Source organism: Klebsiella sp. K5-306, from assembly GCF_051835185.1.
GTDB lineage: Bacteria > Pseudomonadota > Gammaproteobacteria > Enterobacterales > Enterobacteriaceae > Klebsiella > Klebsiella oxytoca.
This window is the reverse complement of record NZ_JAIFJY010000002.1, coordinates 104,019-121,257: the sequence shown is the minus strand read 5'-3', so window position 1 is coordinate 121,257 and position 17,239 is coordinate 104,019. Positions and strand designations below refer to the sequence as shown.

Annotated in this window: 16 protein-coding genes and 1 pseudogene; 9 read left to right on the top strand and 8 right to left on the bottom strand. The window is 57.4% G+C overall.

Features of this window, described 5'->3' with window-relative positions; translation table 11 throughout:
- The first annotated feature begins 12 nt into the window (after positions 1–12).
- Both murP and K2184_RS04255 read left to right on the top strand, forming a co-directional pair.
- Positions 13–1,446 (top strand): PTS N-acetylmuramic acid transporter subunit IIBC, encoded by a 1,434-nt coding sequence (gene murP, locus K2184_RS04260; RefSeq protein ID WP_163524733.1) that lies wholly within the window; start codon positions 13–15, stop codon positions 1,444–1,446.
- Between the two features lie 258 nt (positions 1,447–1,704).
- Positions 1,705–2,607, top strand: coding sequence for a DMT family transporter (locus K2184_RS04255; RefSeq protein WP_004107039.1), 903 nt, complete (start codon positions 1,705–1,707; stop codon positions 2,605–2,607).
- Between the two features lie 3 nt (positions 2,608–2,610).
- Here the strand turns inward: K2184_RS04255 and K2184_RS04250 are convergent, their stop codons facing one another.
- Positions 2,611–3,573, bottom strand: a complete 963-nt coding sequence (locus tag K2184_RS04250) for an Rpn family recombination-promoting nuclease/putative transposase (RefSeq protein ID WP_163524770.1) — start codon at positions 3,571–3,573, stop codon at positions 2,611–2,613.
- Between the two features lie 210 nt (positions 3,574–3,783).
- On the opposite strand from K2184_RS04250, the gene K2184_RS04245 reads away from it, so the two are divergent.
- Complete coding sequence (locus K2184_RS04245) at positions 3,784–4,080, top strand: YicS family protein (protein WP_224227088.1); 297 nt, start codon at positions 3,784–3,786, stop codon at positions 4,078–4,080.
- Between the two features lie 23 nt (positions 4,081–4,103).
- Here the strand turns inward: K2184_RS04245 and K2184_RS04240 are convergent, their stop codons facing one another.
- Complete coding sequence (locus K2184_RS04240) at positions 4,104–5,045, bottom strand: LacI family DNA-binding transcriptional regulator (protein WP_004107045.1); 942 nt, start codon at positions 5,043–5,045, stop codon at positions 4,104–4,106.
- Positions 5,046–5,339: 294 nt separating this feature from the next.
- On the opposite strand from K2184_RS04240, the gene K2184_RS04235 reads away from it, so the two are divergent.
- The 4 genes from K2184_RS04235 (at position 5,340) to K2184_RS04220 (ending at position 8,881) form a co-directional block, all read left to right on the top strand.
- Positions 5,340–5,651 (top strand): PTS sugar transporter subunit IIB, encoded by a 312-nt coding sequence (locus K2184_RS04235; protein WP_004107048.1) that lies wholly within the window; start codon positions 5,340–5,342, stop codon positions 5,649–5,651.
- A gap of 11 nt (positions 5,652–5,662) precedes the next feature.
- Positions 5,663–6,988 (top strand): PTS sugar transporter subunit IIC, encoded by a 1,326-nt coding sequence (locus K2184_RS04230; protein ID WP_064370663.1) that lies wholly within the window; start codon positions 5,663–5,665, stop codon positions 6,986–6,988.
- 108 nt (positions 6,989–7,096) lie between these two features.
- Entirely contained in the window at positions 7,097–7,399 is a 303-nt protein-coding gene (locus tag K2184_RS04225) for a PTS lactose/cellobiose transporter subunit IIA (protein WP_163524731.1), read from the top strand.
- Between the two features lie 102 nt (positions 7,400–7,501).
- Positions 7,502–8,881 carry a carbohydrate porin gene (locus tag K2184_RS04220; protein WP_004116576.1) on the top strand — a complete coding sequence of 460 codons (1,380 nt, stop codon included), beginning with the start codon at positions 7,502–7,504 and terminating at the stop codon, positions 8,879–8,881.
- 210 nt (positions 8,882–9,091) lie between these two features.
- On the opposite strand, the gene phnV is transcribed toward K2184_RS04220, so the two are convergent.
- The 5 genes from phnV to phnR form a co-directional block, all read right to left on the bottom strand.
- A complete protein-coding gene (gene phnV, locus K2184_RS04215; protein WP_004116579.1) occupies positions 9,092–9,889 on the bottom strand; it encodes a 2-aminoethylphosphonate ABC transport system, membrane component PhnV in 798 nt (265 codons plus the stop codon).
- Positions 9,890–9,891: 2 nt separating this feature from the next.
- Positions 9,892–10,752: a 2-aminoethylphosphonate ABC transporter permease subunit gene (gene phnU / locus K2184_RS04210; protein WP_160887218.1), complete on the bottom strand. Its 861-nt coding sequence runs from the start codon at positions 10,750–10,752 to the stop codon at positions 9,892–9,894.
- Positions 10,752–11,864, bottom strand: a complete 1,113-nt coding sequence (gene phnT, locus K2184_RS04205; RefSeq protein WP_163524768.1) for a 2-aminoethylphosphonate ABC transport system ATP-binding subunit PhnT — start codon at positions 11,862–11,864, stop codon at positions 10,752–10,754. The genes phnU and phnT overlap by 1 nt, the downstream gene beginning before the upstream one ends.
- Before the next feature lie 5 nt (positions 11,865–11,869).
- Positions 11,870–12,883 (bottom strand): 2-aminoethylphosphonate ABC transporter substrate-binding protein, encoded by a 1,014-nt coding sequence (locus tag K2184_RS04200; protein ID WP_163524729.1) that lies wholly within the window; start codon positions 12,881–12,883, stop codon positions 11,870–11,872.
- Positions 12,884–13,254: 371 nt separating this feature from the next.
- Positions 13,255–13,974, bottom strand: a complete 720-nt coding sequence (phnR, locus tag K2184_RS04195; RefSeq protein ID WP_004107085.1) for a phosphonate utilization transcriptional regulator PhnR — start codon at positions 13,972–13,974, stop codon at positions 13,255–13,257.
- A gap of 140 nt (positions 13,975–14,114) precedes the next feature.
- Here phnR and phnW point away from each other — a divergent pair, with 140 nt between their 5' ends.
- Both phnW and phnX read left to right on the top strand, forming a co-directional pair.
- Positions 14,115–15,218: a 2-aminoethylphosphonate--pyruvate transaminase gene (gene phnW / locus K2184_RS04190; protein WP_017145206.1), complete on the top strand. Its 1,104-nt coding sequence runs from the start codon at positions 14,115–14,117 to the stop codon at positions 15,216–15,218.
- A gap of 9 nt (positions 15,219–15,227) precedes the next feature.
- Entirely contained in the window at positions 15,228–16,037 is an 810-nt protein-coding gene (gene phnX / locus K2184_RS04185) for a phosphonoacetaldehyde hydrolase (protein WP_163524727.1), read from the top strand.
- A 31-nt stretch (positions 16,038–16,068) separates the two neighbouring features.
- Here phnX and K2184_RS04180 read toward each other — a convergent pair.
- Positions 16,069–17,140, bottom strand: a pseudogene (locus K2184_RS04180) (MFS transporter).
- Positions 17,141–17,239 lie beyond the last annotated feature (99 nt).

Below are 17,239 nucleotides of genomic sequence, written 5' to 3'. Positions count from 1 at the left end.
GGGGAATCTGCAATGGCGAAAATAAATAAAGAGATGATAGCGCGGATCCTGCAGCACGTGGGCGGAGCCGGGAACGTCGCGCAGGCGGGCAACTGTATGACCCGGCTGCGCCTGACCCTACGCGATGAATCACGGGCCGACAGCGCCGCCATCCGTCAGATTGACGGCGTGATGGGAGTGATCGTTAGCGATGAACAGTTCCAGGTCGTCCTTGGGCCCGGCAAGGCGCAAAGCGCGGCGGAAATGATGAACGCGTTACTGGAAGACGCGCCGGCGGAGGCGCCATCGCTGGCCGACGTCGCCGCCGAAAAGAAACAGGCGCTGAAGAGCAAGCAAACCAGCGGCATTCAAAAATTCCTCGCGAAATTCGCTACTATTTTCACCCCACTCATTCCCGGTTTTATCGCCGTCGGCCTGCTGCTGGGGTTCGCCACTTTGGCGGAGCAGATATTCGTCCTTGAAAACGCGCATCCGAATGCGACGCTGCTGGCGCTGATCGGCTACATGAAGGTGTTCAGCAAGGGAATGTTTACCTTCCTGAGCATCCTGATCGGCTATAACGCCCAGAAAGCTTTCGGCGGCTCCGGAGTCAACGGAGCGATCATCGCTGCGCTGTTTGTCCTCGGCTATAACCCGGAAGCCACCAGCGGCTTCTATTCCGGAATTTCGACCTTCTTCGGCCACGGTATTGACCCGCGCGGCAATATTATCGGCGTACTGATCGCCTCGATTATCGGCGCGTGGGTGGAGAAGCAGGTGCGACGCATCATGCCTGCCAACCTCGATATGATCCTCACCTCGGCGGTGACGCTGCTGATCATGGGCGCGATAACGTTTACCGTTATTATGCCGATCGGCGGCTGGCTGTTTACCGGGATGTCATGGCTGTTTTTGCACCTTAACGGTAACCCGTTCGGATCTGCGGTGTTGGCCGGCCTGTTCCTGCTGGCGGTGATGTTCGGCGTCCATCAGGGCTTCGTGCCGGTCTATTTCGCGCTGGTGGATGCGCAGCGGTTTAACTCGCTGTTTCCGATACTGGCCATGGCCGGGGCCGGACAGGTTGGCGCGGCGCTGGCGCTTTTCTGGCGGGCGAAGCACGGTTCTCTGCTGCGCACGCAGATTAAAGGGGCAATTATCCCCGGCTTCCTGGGCATCGGTGAACCGCTGATTTACGGCGTCACGCTGCCGCGTATGAAGCCGTTTATCACCGCCTGTCTCGGCGGCGCTTGCGGCGGTTTCTTTCTCGGTCTCATCGCCTGGATGGGGCTGCCGGTTGGCCTGAATACGGTGTTTGGCCCGTCGGGGTTGGTGGCGCTGCCGCTGATGACCTCCGGCAGCGGGATCTACGCCGGAATGGCGGTGTATGCCGCCGGGCTGGCGGTCTCTTATCTCTGCGGATTTGCCCTCACCTGGCTATTCGGCAGTAAAAACGTTGATTTAAGCTAAGAGGCGCGTCTGGCGCACGGCGGTGAACGTGAGTTTATCCGCCGCGTGGCGGGAGGCACTGACGCCCCATGTTGAATATTTTTTGCACGTGGCGTCGCGTTTCTGTCGGCCCGGTCAGGCGCCAGCCGCCGGGCGACGTCGGCCGGGGTACGCTTTGCTGGCCATCTGATAAAGGATCCGGCTACCATTTCCTGCCCCGCTTCCCGCGCGTGCTCATGCTATGATACTGCTTTCGCACTATTTTCACCTGAGGGAAAGATGGGCTCCAGCAAAAAAGGGATGCTGAACGTACTGATCGCCGCCGTGCTGTGGGGCAGTTCCGGCGTCTGCGCGCAATATATTATGCAGCAAAGTCAGATGTCATCGCCGTTTCTGACCATGACGCGCCTGCTGTTCGCCGGTCTGATTCTTCTGATGCTCTCGTTCGTTCACGGCGATAAAATTTTCCGCGTCCTGCAAAATCGCCAGGACGCTATCAGTTTGCTGATTTTTTCGCTGTTCGGGGCGCTCACCGTGCAGTACACCTTTCTGATGACCATCGAGAAATCAAACGCCGCCACCGCGACGGTGCTGCAGTTCCTGTCACCGACGATTATCGTTGCGTGGTTTGCCATCGCCCGCAAAACGCGCCCCAGTCCGCTGGTGCTGGCGGCCATCGGTACCTCGCTGGCGGGCACATTTCTGCTGGTGACCCACGGCAATCCGACAACGCTGTCGATTTCTCCCGCAGCGCTGTTCTGGGGGATTGCTTCGGCATTTGCCGCCGCGTTCTACACGACATATCCATCGACGCTGATTGCCCGCTACGGCACCCTGCCGATTGTCGGCTGGAGCATGCTGCTCGGCGGCGCCATGCTGCTGCCATTCTACGCCGGACAGGGCAACCATTTTGTGGTGACCGGCGGCCTGCTGCTGGCCTTTTTCTACCTGGTGGTTATCGGCACCTCGCTGACATTCAGCCTCTATCTGAACGGCGCGCAGAAGATTGGCGGCGCGAAGGCGGGGATCCTCAGCTGCGCGGAGCCGCTGAGTAGCGCCCTGCTCTCGCTGCTGCTGCTCGGCATTACCTTTAGCCTGCCGGACTGGCTGGGCACGCTGCTGATTCTCTCGTCGGTGGTGCTGATCGCCATGGATTCGCGGCGGCGGGTGAAAACAGGCTGACAATTATCTGGCCGGAGATGCTGCAACCTGAGTTTGCAGCATCTTCAGATCGTCATCCGACAGCTCACAAACCACCTGCACCAGCTCGCGCTCAAACCCCTGTTCCAGACATGAACGAGCAATACGCAACGCTTCTTCTTGTCTACCCTCTTGTTTACCTTCTAACTTGCCCTCTAACTTGCCCTCCAACTTGCCTTCTTGTCTCCCTTCCTGCCGTAGCCTTTCCGCAATCGTCATGAGTACCTCCTTATGTTGAGGAACGCGCCGCTCGACCTCGTGAAGAAATTCACCAAAATGAGGCGCATCACCACACTGCAGCATGTAATTAAACAGCGCTTTCAACTGGCTGTCATTAGCGCAACCTTTAACCAACAGCTCTGCTAATCGCTCCACCAGGCCAAGTAAATCGCGCTGGCGAATATGCTTTTGAATCAGCTCCAGCAGCGCCACACGCCGGTGCTGCATAATGTCCTCATCCGGCACCACCGTAATATCCACCAGTGGGAAAGCGGCGGCATAAAGTCGTCGTGCTGTCTGCGTATCGGTAAACTCATCCAGCCAGCAAAGCGTGAAGGGATAAGGGCTTTTAGCGCCGTGATAAAACAGCATCGGCACCACCAGCGGCAGCGTTTTATGCCCGGCATCCAGATGACGCTGCATCGCCGCCAGCGCGTAGCGCATCAGCCTGAATGCCATATGCGCATCCGGCGTGCTCTGGTGTTCAATCACCACGTAGATATAGCCATCACCGTCGCTGGTTTTTAGCGACCACAGCACGTCGGAGTAGCTGGCGCGTAAATTCGCTTCAATAAAGCTGCCTGACTCCAGCCTGAGCGTTTGCAGATCGCATAGCTGGCGCAGCGACGCGGGAAGATGAATGTCGATAAAATCCCTGGCGCACTCGGGATGCGATAAAAACTGCTTAAAAACCGCGTCGTGCGGCGTCGAGGAGGTTCCTTTTTTCATCATGCTCCGCCATCCCTGAAACGCAATGGCAGAAATATATCCATCAAAAGAAAGGGGGGCATCTGCGCATCAACGGCTTTGCTTGCCGGTACGGAAGATAAATTTCAGCGGCTGAAACGGATGCATTTTTGCGGAAACCGGCACGCAAAATGGTTATTTCGGGAATGTGTCTATAGTTAGAAAAACCCTTTAATAAAAATAAGGATATCCATGATGAAGAGAATGAGTATTGCGCTTTCGCTGGCAGCCAGCCTGATGCTACCCCATCTGGCCGCAGCCGCGCCGCTCTCCGGCCTGAAGTTTGAACAGCAGAAGCAGCAGATCGTGAAGGATGTGAGGAAAAACTGCCCTGCCAGCAGCGCGCTGGATGATACGCAGTTTGCTAACCGCGTGCTGGAATCAGCGGAAAATAAGACCGCCATACAAAGCGCGACGCGGGCGCTGGATAAAAACAACAGCGCCGCTTATCAGAAGGCCATTAGCGGCATTCAGTGCCCAACGCCCTGATTCCGGCGGCGGGTTGGACGCCATCAGCGGTTCGGGATGATCAAATCCCCGCGCAGCGGGCTACTGCCGAGCATTTGCGTCTTCTCGGTCAGCCAGTTGACTATCCGGCTGGCCATCGCGTCCATGGAATATTCAATCGCCGGGATGGTCGGAATACCGGGCAGTTGTAACGAGCCCGCCAGGCTGAATACCATGACTTTTTCCGGCACCGCGCGGTTAAATGCCTGGAGCTGCGGCACCACCAGCTGCGCCTGCTGCTCGTTGGCAACCAATAACGCATTGAAGTTCAAGGTTGTTGCGTTATTCACCAGCTCCTGCACCGCTACGGATGGCGAAGGACTGTCGAGAAAAACCAGGTTGCGATTAAACGGCAGAAAATTCTTTTCCAGCGCGTGCTTATAGCCCAGCAGGACCTGGTCTGCAAAGCCGCTGCCCTGCGGGTGGATAAGCGCAATCTGCCTGCGCCCCTGGCTTATCAGATAGTTACAGGCCGTTTCCGCCGCGAATGCGTGGTCAAAATGAATACTGTTCGCCCCTTCGCTTTCCAGACAGTCGATCAGCACCACGTCAGGACGGTCGATATTGAGCGGAAACCGGGCGCCGATAATCAGCACGTTGTCGCATAAACCGCAGGTTAACTCTTCCAGAGAGTGCAGCACCCTACCGCGGCTGTTGGCAAAACGCAGCAGCAGATGCTTCTGGTGCTGGCTGAGCTGCTTTTCCAGCGCATAGAGATAGCTGGTGGTTTGATTGATGTTGTCCTGGGCGCAGATCACGCCGATGCAGCCGGTGGTCTGACTCAGCAAAGATTGCGCTATCATGTTCGGCCGGTAGTTGAGTTCTTCCGCCGCCTGTAATACCGCCTGCCGGCTGGCTTCCTTTACGCCGCGCGAACCGCTCAACACCCGAGAGACTGTGGCTTTAGATACCCCAGCTAATCGTGATACATCGTTGATAGTAGACATTATTTTCCCCTGACAGGGCTAATCCGATCCCTGTAAATCCATAAACCTGAATCGCTTCAATAATAACCAGCGGCAGTATATCCGTTTCCTTTTTTATTTGGAAACCGATTTTCCGTTTCGCGGAAAAACGTAGCAAAAATCACGAAAATCTGTGAGCCAAATCTAATTAACACACCCTTTGACTGATGGATCTTGACGGTTATCACAGTTCTGTTTTTTATAAATGGAAACCGGTTTCCGTCTGATATCAAATCATCCACGCAATAACTTTTTACATTTTGAGGATGATCGTCGATGTACAAGATTATGCTGTGCTGCTCTGCCGGGATGTCCACCAGTCTGTTGGTCAGAAAGATGGTCGATGCCGCGAAGGAACGCGCCCTGCCGGTGCAGATTGATGCCTATGGAGTTTCCGAATTTGATATGCAGTTTCCGCAGTACCAGGTGGTGCTTCTTGGGCCCCAGGTGAAGTACATGCTGAAAACCTTATCTGAGAAAGCCGCGCCCCTGAATATTCCGGTCCAGCCAATTAACACCATGGATTACGGGATGCAGCGGGGAGACAACGTTCTGGATTATGCCCTGTCGCTGATCGAAGCGCATTAAGAGGTGTACAAATGAGTTCTCTGTATCAGTCCATGATTGCCGTGATCGAGCAATCAATTACCCCGCTGGCAGGACGCCTTGGGCAGCAGAAATACGTTATCGCGATTCGCGATGGTTTCACTGCCGCATTGCCGTTTATGATCATCGGCTCATTCATGCTGGTATTTATCTTTCCGCCTTTTTCGCCGGATACCACTAACGGTTTCGCCCGCGGCTGGCTGGACTTCTCCCAGCAGTATCGCGAACAGCTGATGCTGCCGTTTAACCTCAGCATGGGCGTGATGACGTTCTTTATTTCGGTGGGAATCGGCGCCAGCCTGGGACGCCAGTTCCAGCTCGATCCGGTGATGTCCGGTCTGCTGGCGTTTATGGCTTTCTTACTGGTTGCCGCGCCGTATGCCGACGGCAAAATCTCCACCCAGTATCTCTCTGGTCAGGGTATTTTCACCGCTTTGATCACCGCTATCTACTCTACCCGCGTTTACGCCTGGCTGAAGCAGAACAACATTACGATTCGTCTGCCGAAAGAGGTGCCGACCGGCGTCGCGCGCTCGTTCGAAATCCTTATCCCGGTGCTGGTGGTGATCGCGACACTGCATCCGCTGAATCTGTTTATCGAAGCGCAGACCGGTATGATTCTGCCGCAGGCGATTATGCACCTGCTGGAGCCGCTGGTTTCCGCCTCTGACTCTCTGCCGGCGATACTGCTGTCGGTGCTGATGTGTCAGATTTTCTGGTTCGCCGGGATCCACGGCTCGCTGATCGTGACCGGCATTATGAACCCCTTCTGGATGGCCAACCTGTCGGCAAATCAGGCTGCGCTGGCGGCCGGCGCGGCTCTGCCCCATGTCTATCTGCAGGGTTTCTGGGACCACTATCTGCTGATTGGCGGCGTCGGTTCCACGCTTCCGCTGGCCTTCCTGCTGCTGCGTAGCCGCGTAGCTCACCTGCGCACCATTGGCAAAATGGGTATCGTTCCGAGCTTCTTTAATATCAATGAACCGATTCTGTTCGGCGCGCCGATTATCATGAACCCGATGATGTTTATCCCGTTCGTCTTTGTCCCGATGATTAACGCCGTTCTGGCTTACGGTGCGACGCGCCTCGGCTGGCTCAGCCAGGTCGTTTCGCTGACGCCGTGGACGACCCCGGCCCCTATCGGTGCATCCTGGGCTGCAAACTGGACGCTAAGCCCGGTGGTGATGTGTTTAATTTGCATGGTGATGTCAGCGGTAATTTATCTGCCATTCCTCCGCGCCTATGAACGCTCATTAATGAAAACTGATGTCGAAAAAGCCAAAGCTGCGGTGCCGGTTGCCGAAACGGTCAGCCAATAATTAACTCATATATTTAATAGCATATTTATCATGACGGCATAAATAATGCGGAAAAGGGACTTTCACTGCATTATTTAAATAATAAGGTTAATGACCTCAGGAACTATTATGATTGAACTAGAAGATGCGGTAATGGAAATTATCGTTAATGCGGGACAGTCACGCTCATTATGTTTTGAAGCGCTGCTTTGTGCCCGTAGCGGTAATATAGATGAAGCGCGCTTGCTGCTGAATGAAGCCGATGGCTACGCCCGTCGGGCGCACCAGATGCAAACCCAGCTTATCGAGCAGGATGCGGGCCAAGCGCGCCAGCCGATGACCCTCATTATGGTGCATGCTCAGGACCATCTGATGAATTCCCTGCTCGCGCGTGAATTTTCAGAAGAGCTTATTCATTTATACCAGCGTTAATTTATATCAATATTTAGCAACTGTACCCGGAATAAATAAACCAGCTTATCCTGGCGGGATAGCTATTATCTAAATATATAAATTACTAAAAGCGAGATAATGATGAAAACTGTAAAAATACTGCCATTAACCATGGCGGTCGTCGCCGCGCTGTGCCCAGTTTCCGTATTTGCACAAGAGTTTACTCAGGAACAGATCGACGCCATTGTCGCCAAAGCCGTCGATAAAGCCCTGGCCGAACGCCAGGCGAAAATCGATGCCGCCGCCGATAAAAAAGTGGATGTCATTACCAACCCGCAGACCACCGCAGCCACGCCGGATATGGCGATCCCCTTCGGCCTGAAGTTCAGCGGCTACGCCCGCTACGGCGCGCAGTTCCAGACCGGCGATCAGAAGTTTGTCGGCGTGGATGGTTCCTATAACGGCGCCTCCGCGATCGGTCGTTTAGGCAACGAAGGCAACGGCGGCGAATTTCAGATAACCAAAGCCTTTAAGAGCAGTAAAGGCGCGATCTGGGATATCAACGTCATGTTTGACCACTGGAGCGACGAAGTTAACCTGAAAAAAGCCTACGTCGGCGTTACCAACGTGCTGGAGTCTAACCCCAACGCCTATATCTGGGCCGGCCGCGACTTCCATCAGCGCCCGCAACAGGGGATTAACGACTACTTCTGGATGAACCACGACGGCCAGGGCGCCGGGGTGAAAAACTTTGACATCGGCGGCGTACAGTTTGACGTGGCGGCGGTGTCGCAGGTGGAATCCTGTAGCCCGGAAGTGATGGCCGACGAAGCGAACCCGTCGCGCATCACCTGTACCGGCGGCTCCGGAACCGGCGATGATGGCCACTATGCGCTGACCACTAAAACCCATAATCTTAAAGCCGGGCCGATCGACGTTGAGGTTTACGCCAACTACGGTTTCGATTCGAAAGCGGTAGACAACGACGAGCGTCTCGAAGCCTGGCAGGGCGGGCTGGTGCTGAGCCACACCAACGACAGCGGCGTCAATAAAGTGATTCTGCGCTACTCCGACAACTCAGATAACAGCGTCTATAACAAGACCGACGATCTCACCGCTATCTATGCCAGCTTTGAAGGGCTGCATAAATTCACCCAGCAGGCGCAGATCGAATATCTGCTGGCCTTCCACGACTATGACAACGGTAAAGACAATACCGACAATCGTAAAAACTACGGTGCCATTGTCCGTCCAATGTACTTCTGGAACGATGTCCACTCCACCTGGCTGGAAGCGGGCTATCAGCGCGTCGATTACGACCAGGGCGGCGATAACCACGGCTGGAAGCTGACGCTGTCGCAGAATATCGCCATCGGTATGGGGCCGGAGTTCCGCCCGATGCTGCGCTTCTACGTGACCGGCGGTCAGGTAGATAACAAGCGCACCGCAAAGGTCAACGGCACCAAAGACGAACAGCTGGATTCGCTGAACGTTGGCGGCATGTTTGAAGCGTGGTTCTAAGCTTGTGAAGCCGTCCCGGATGGCGGCTGTCGCCTTATCCGGGCTACCGAACCGCAGACAACGGTGAACCTGTAGCCCGGCTAAGCGCAGCGCGAGCCGGGAAGAAGCCGTATCGATATATTTATCCCGGCGTATTCCCCGGGTGGCGGCGTAACGCCTTACCCGGGCTTCCCTACCGAGCAACGGTGAATCCGTCGCCCGATGTGATGATTACCTCTGGCTCATCCGGCGGGCAATGCGCTCAAGCTTAATCATCAGCAGCAGCGTGATGCCCACCAGCACGATGGTCAGCGCCGAACCATCGGCAATATTGCCGCGATCGGTGAGGCTGAAAATCGTCACCGGCAGCGTCGTCCAGCCCGGCGGATAGATCATCACCGTCGCGCCCAGCTCTCCCATCGACAGCGACAGGCTCAGCGCCAGCGCGGAGATCATCCACGGAGCCATGAGCGGCAGCGTGACAAGGCGCAAGCAATACCACGGCGATGCCCCGAGGCTGGAGGCGACGCTTTCAATATCGGCGGAAATCCGCGTCAGACCGGTGGAGACGTTGCTGAAGGTAAACGCAGAAATCAGCACGAAGTGCGCCGCCAGCACGATCCAGAAAGTACCGTTCATTTGTAGCGGCCCCTGGCTGAAAGCCACCAGAATGCCTAAACCCACCGATACCGAAGGAATGGCGCTCGGTAAATAGAACGCCAGCCCAAGATATTTTTGCAGCTTCGCGCCGTGCTGGCGCAGAGCCAGCGCAGCCCACGTGCCGCACAGCAGAGCGAACAGGCTGGCGCAAAATCCAACCATCAGGCTGGAAAAGAGCGCATCCCACGCAGCCCCGCGAAGGGCGTTCACAAAGTGCCCAAGGGTAAAACCGGACGGCAGCAGGCCGTTCCACTGCTGGCTCAGGCTGGACATCAAAATCACCGCCAGCGGCAGGAAGAAGAATCCGGCAAACAGCGTTGCCGCCAGCGCGCCCGCCGCCGCGCGGCCTTTACGCGACCAAATCAACATCGTTAGCTCCTCACGCCGGTACGCGCGGCGGCCAGGCGATAGATTATAAACAGTCCCAGCGACAGCAGAATATTTATCAGGGCAATCATGCAGGCCTGGCTGTAATCCGATTCGAGAATAGCCTTGCTGTACACCATCATCGGCAGCGTATTCACGCCTTTGGCGCCGATAAACAGTACGATGCCGAACTCGTTAGTCGTCAGCAGCAGGCACAGGCTACCGCCCGCCATCAGCGCCGGCAGCGCCGCCGGGAAAATCACCTGGCCGATAACCCGCAGCGGATGCGCGCCGAGAATACTCGCCGCCTCTAGCTGGCTTTTATCAATCTGCCGCAACCCGGCCATCAGCGGACGCATCACCAGAGGCGTGAAAACGGTGATTTCCGCCAGAATCACGCCCTGAATGGAATAAAGAAAATCGATCGGCGGCAGTTCGAAAGACAATAGCGACATTAGCGCGCCGTTCAGCAAACCCGCAGAGCCGTAGATAAAAGTAAACGCCAGGGTAATGAGAAAGGTCGGCAGGGCAATAAAGGTATCAATCACCCGGCTGATCAACTGGCTGCCGGGAAAGGGAATAAACACCAGAATCAGCGCCAGGACGCTGCCGAGCAGCAGGCAGCCCAGGGTGGCGAAGACCGCGATTTGCATCGTATTGAGCAACGCGTTGATAAAGCGCCGGGATCCCACGACCTGCCAGAAGGTTTCAAGGCTCAGGTGACCGCTGGCATCACGTAGCGCCTGTTCGCCGATCAGCAGCAGCGGGTAGAAAAACAGGGTCGCCAGCACCAGCAGCGGCGGCAGAAGCCACAGTAAGGGCCGCAGCTGAACAGAGCGACGCGGGAGCGTTAGGATCTGCGACATTATGACACCTCAATCATGACCGCATCGTTGGGTTCAAAATAGAGCGCCAGCCTGTCGCCGGCCCGCGGCAGCGGATCCACGTGGGTCATAACAATGCGCACCGCCTCCCCGGCCACGTCGCATAGCAGGTGGGTCAAATCGCCCTGCCAGTGCACCGACTGCAGGGTAGCGTTAAGCCGGTTGCTGGTGGCCGTTCGCGGCGCGAGGCTCATATGCTGCGGACGAATACACAGCAGCTTATTATTGCCGTGCTGACCGCCGCGGCTGAAAGCGGTAATCAATCCACCGCCGCAGCTGACGCTGACCAGGCCAGGCCCTGCGGTATCTTTCAGCGCCGTCGCCTGCAGGATATTGGCGCGTCCGAGAAACTCGGCGGTGAAACGATTAGGCGGATAGTGGTAAAGCTGATGGGTTTCGCCATGGGCAATGAGCGAGCCGTCTTTCATGATGCCAATCTTGTCCGCCAGGGTCAGGGCTTCGGTCTGATCGTGGGTAACGTAGAGAATTGTGAGTTCCGGCAGTTCGCGATGCAGGCGGGCAATTTCCTCCACCATGTTGTGACGGATTTGCGCATCCAGCGCCGAGAGCGGCTCATCAAGCAGCAAGACCCGCGGACGTACGGCGATGGCGCGGGCAATCGCGACGCGCTGCTGCTGGCCGCCGGATAGCTGGTGCGGATAGCGGCTGGCGTAATCCGCCATGCCGACGATTTTCAGGGCGTCTTTGACGCGTGCAGCTATCTCCGTTTTCGGCTGCTTCTGCGCCCGCAGGCCGAAGGCGACGTTATCTTCTACCTTCATATGCGGAAACAGGGCGTAGTTTTGCACCACCATGCCAAGGCCGCGTTGATACGGCGGCAGGTGGGTAATATCCGTGTCGCCAAGCAAAATTCGACCACCGGCAGGCTGCACAAAACCGGCTATCGCCCGCAGCACCGTGGTTTTCCCGGAGCCCGAAGGGCCGATCAGCGCCAGCACCTCACCGGGTTCAATGGTTAATGTCAGCGGCTTCAGCACCACGTTGCCGTGATAAGAAACGCGCAGCGCGTCGAGAGTAATTCCGGACGTCCCCGCCAGCGACGGGGTGGGGGCAGCGGTCGTTTTCATTAACATCACGCTTACTCGCTGTCGGTGACTTGATGCCAGCGGGCAATATCCGCCGATAGTGAATCCGCAACCTCGTCCCAGTTGGGTTCCCAGCTTTTCACGCCGTTAAGCGCCGCTTTCGCCGCTTTAAAGTTAGCGTCTTCCGGCGTCACGTCGCTGCGCGCCGGCAGCCCCCAGGAGAGCGCGCTGACGCTGGACTGAGCGGGCTTATCTAGCAGGAAGTTAATCAGCTTTTTACCGTTTTCGCCGTTCGGACCGTTCTGCACCAGGCCGATGGTATAGGGCAGCGCCAGCGCGCTGCGTTCGCCCTGCGCGTCCGCTGGCCAGAAGATTTGCACATGCGGATTACGCGCCATCTGCGACAGGTTCATTTGCAGATCGCCGTTAGCGATGTACAGCTCGCCTTTATTGACCAGCGCGGTCAACTTACCGGTGGAAGCAGACGGACCAACGTTATTGGCCTGGAGCTTACCGAGATAATCGAACCCCGCCTCTTTGCTCCCCATGCTGTGAAACGCCTGTAGCATGACCGCCGTACCGTCACCCGCCTGCCCCGGCGTCGAGTACTGCAGTTTGTTCCTGAAGCGGCTATCGAGCAAATCCTGCCAGCTGGCCGGCGCGGTTTTCAGCAGCCTGCTGTTATAGATAAAGGTCAGATAGTTGTTCACCAGCGGCGAGTAGCGGTCGTGGACGCCGGGGATCTGGTCGCTGCCCTGCGGCTTAAATTCGGCCAGTAATTGTTCTTTGGCGGCGCGCTGGATAAACGGCGGCACCGTCACCAGCACGTCCGCCTGCGGATTGGTGCGCTCTTTTGCCAGCCGTTCGACAATCGCTCCGGAGCCGCCTTCAACGTACTGCACTTTGATGCCCGTTGCCTTCGTAAAAGCGGCAAACTGGTTCTGATACCAGCTGTTGTCGCCGTCGTGCAGGCCGTCGGCGGAATAAACGGTGACAACGTCAGCGGACCACACCGGGGCGCTGGCGAGTACGGTAACGGTTAACAGAGCAAGTCGGGAGAGTTTCATCGTATCAGCCTCTTCGGATGGTGATCTTTATGGTCTATACCAGATTGACGTTCACGCTACCGGGGCTTTATGACAAAACGATGAATGAAGTGTGGCAAAAGGATTAAACGGAGGGAGATATACCGCTCCCGGAGGCGGCGCTTGACGCGCCTGTCCGGGCTACCCGTCCGCAGACGGCGGTGAACCCGTAGCCCGGTCAGCGCAGCGCCACCGGGACGCTCGGCTCTGAAACATTCAATACCGAGTCCTATCCCGGAGGCGGCGCTTGACGCGCCTGTCCGGGCCACCCGTCCGCAGACGGCGGTGAACCCGTAGCCCGGGTAAGGCGCCAGCCGCAACCCGGGGAAAATGCTCGGACAGGACCCATAAAATCAATGGGTATCGACTTCGATGCGCAGGCTGTCGTGACGCCAGTACTCGATATCGTAATCGAGAATTCGCCCGTGTTGATCGTAGTTGAGCCGGCGCAGCAGCAGCGCCGGACGCCCTTCCATCACCCCCAGAGCCTCGGCGGCCTGGGGCGGCATCGAGGTGGGCCAGAACGACAGATGCATACTGGTATATATCAGGTCATAGCGGGTCTGATAAATCTCGGTCAGGCTGCCGTTTAAATCGTGGCGCAGCAGCTCGGGAACCCTGGCGGGCAGACAGTGGTTTTCACAGTAGCAAATCGCCCGCCCGTCGGCATAACGCAGACGGGTGAGCAGGTAAACCTGATCGAATGGCTGCAGCGCCAGTGGCGCCATAACGTCCAGCGGAACGGCGGTTAAACGCCCGTCCAGCAGCACCGTTTTCGGCTCCCGCCCCTGCTCCAGGCACAGCTTATGGAAGTTAGTATTTTGCGTCGGATCCAGCCAAAGCCGCTCCGGCGTGACAAACCAGCCGCGGCGGTCGGCGCGATAAATCACGCCGCTGGCCTCAAGCTGCGCCAGGCTCTCGCGCACCGTAATACGCGTGGTATTGAACAGCGCGCACAGCTCGCGCTCGGAAGGCAGTTTATCGCCGCTCTTCAACGCGCCGTTTTGAATACGCGCCTGTAGCTGCGCCTTGATCAGCAGATACTGTGGCGTCTCGCCAGAGGGTGATTTCATGTTCGCTCGCTGCCAAATTTGATGCGCTCATTATACATAACAAGATGAATTTTTTGTTGCAGCGCCACTTTCCCTTTGACCTTTTCCGCAGACGATCGCCATTATAAAAAGTATCTGGTATAGACCAAATGGTGAAATAGATGAATTCACGCAATTATCTGCTGCTGACCCCCGGCCCACTGACCACTTCCCGTACGGTAAAAGAGGCGATGCTGTTCGACAGCTGTACCTGGGACGATGACTACAATCTCGGCGTGGTTCAGGCCATCCGCCAACGGCTGGTGGAACTGGCGACGCCCGCCGACGGCTACACTTCAGTACTGCTGCAAGGCAGCGGTAGCTACGCGGTTGAGGCAGTGCTCGGCAGCGCGATCGGCGTGCAGGACAAGATTTTGATTATCAGCAATGGCGCCTACGGCGCGCGCATAATCGAGATGGCGAAACTGTTGAACATTGCGCACCACCCTTACGACTGCGGTGAAGTCGCGCGACCGGACGCTGCAGCGATCGAACGGATCCTGCAAACCGACCCGGCGATCACCCATATCGCTATGGTCCATTGCGAAACGACAACCGGTATGCTCAACCCGATCGAAGCGGTGGCGGCGCTGGCAAAACGGTACGACAAACGCTACATCGTCGATGCCATGAGCAGCTTCGGCGGCATTCCCATGGACGTCGCCGCGCTGAACATTGACTATCTGATCAGCTCCGCCAACAAATGCATACAGGGGGTGCCGGGCTTCGCCTTCGTCATTGCCCGGGAAGCGGAACTGGCAAACTGCCAGGGCCGCTCGCGCTCGCTGTCGCTGGATCTCTACGCCCAGTGGCGCTGCATGGAGGATAACCACGGCAAGTGGCGCTTTACTTCACCGACCCATACCGTGCTGGCCTTTGCCCAGGCGTTAAAAGAACTGGCGGAGGAAGGCGGCGTGAGCGCGCGTCACCAGCGATACTGCGCTAACCAGCAGCGTCTGGTGGCCGGAATGCGCGCATTAGGCTTTCAGCCGCTGCTCAACGATAGCCTGCACTCGCCGATCATCACCGCGTTTTACTCTCCGGATGCGCCGCAGTATCGCTTTAAGGATTTCTATCAGCGGCTTAAAGAGCAGGGTTTCGTGATCTACCCGGGCAAGGTGTCGCAAAGCGACTGCTTCCGTATCGGCAACATTGGCGAAGTGTACGACGCCGACATCACCGCCCTGCTGGCGGCCATTAAAAACGCCATGTACTGGCAACGCTAAGGAACCATCATGAACCGTATTAACGCCGTTATTCTTGATTGGGCAGGCACCACCGTCGACTTTGGCTCCTTCGCGCCGACGCAGATTTTCGTTGAGGCCTTCCGTCAGGCTTTTGCCGTGGAGATTACACTCGAAGAAGCCAGGGTGCCGATGGGTCTCGGCAAATGGCAGCATATTGCAGCGCTGGGGAAACTGCCCGCCGTGGACGCCCGCTGGCAGGCGAAGTTTGGCCGCGCGATGAACGCTGCCGATATCGATGCGATCTATGCCGCGTTTATGCCGCTGCAGATTGCCAAAGTCGTCGATTTTTCTGCGCCAATCGCCGGGATTGTCGACACCATTGCCGCGCTGCGCGCCGAAGGTATAAAAATTGGCTCCTGTTCCGGCTATCCGCGTCCGGTGATGGAAAAGCTGGCGCCGGTCGCCGCCGCGCAGGGCTATGCGCCTGACCACTGGGTAGCGACGGACGACCTCGCCGTCGGGGGACGGCCGGGACCATGGATGGCGTTGCAGAACGTCATTGTCCTCGGCATCGACTCGGTAGCCCACTGCGTCAAGGTTGATGATTCCGCTCCCGGCATTACCGAAGGATTAACCGCCGGGATGTGGAGCGTGGGTCTGGCGGTTTCCGGTAACGAATTCGGCGCCAGCTGGGAGGAATATCAGCAGATGAGCGCCGAAGAGATCGCCGCCCGCCGCGAGCACGCCGCCGGGAAGCTGTCCGCCGCCGGGGCGCATTACGTCGTGGATACGCTGGCGGATTTACCGGGCGTCATTGCCGACATCAACCGTCGCCTGGCGCAGGGCGAACGCCCGTAGATTTATTGACGGTTCGCCTGACTGCGGCCGATTACACCCGTACTTTCGTCGCCACCAGTACACCGGTGAGCAGCATTAATGTACCGGAGAGGACCAGCGGCGAGAGCAGACCAAGGTGGTCCAGCGCCACGCCGCCCACCGCTGCGCCGCAGGTATTGGCCAGTTGGATCACCGCCACCTGAATCGACCCGGCTTTCTCCGCCTGATCGGACAGGGAGCGGGTGATCCACGTTGACCAGCCAACCGGCACCAGCGCGAAGGCAAAACCCCAGATAACGGCCACCGCCGACGCCACGATTTTACTCTCCCCCCACAGCACCAGCACCGCCGCGCTGATGGCCAGCACCACCGGGGCAACCGCCAGCGCCGCTTTCACCGATCGTTTGAGCAGCATCGAAGAGAGCGAGGTGCCGACGAAGCTGGCGATGCCGAAGCTCAACAGCACCAGCGTCAGGCCGTCAACGTCAAAGCCCGCCAGCGTCATATACACCGGGCGAATATAGGTAAAGAAGGCGAACTGGCCGGCGAAGGCCATAAAGATGGCGCACATCCCGGCCATTACGCCGGGGCGCTTTAACAGGCCAAACATATTTTGCTGCGCCGAGGAAGCTGCCGAGCGGCGCGGCGATCACCAGCGCTATCGATACCGCGCCGAAAATGACCGACAGCGCTTTGGGCACCACGCGCATCGGCACCAGTCGCATGGTGAGCGACGCCGACATCGCCCAAAAACCGCCCAGCGCCAGCCCAAGGCAGGCGCGCCCCACCAGAAGCAAGGAGAAACTGTTGGCAAAGGAGACCAGCAGACAAGAGACGGTCAGCAGGACGGAAAACAGAATCACCACGTAGCGACGATCGGTACTGCGGATGATCGAGGTGATAAACAGGCTGGCAAACATCGCCACAAACGCGGTGGTGGTGACCGACTGCCCGGCAACGCCTTCTGAGATGCCCAAATCCTGCGCCATCGGCGTAAGCAGGCTTACCGGCAGGAACTCAACGGTAATCAGGCAGGCAACGCAGAAGGCCACCGCAAAAACCGCCGACCAGTTGGGTCGCGCCGCCTGATTAGCCTGCGGCGCAGAGGCATTCGAAGGAGTCATAAGTTACCTGCATGGTTGAATACGGAGGAGCCGCGCAGTGTAACATTTAAAATGTGACGAATTTAACGTTTTGACAACTTTCTCACCAGTATCGCCCGC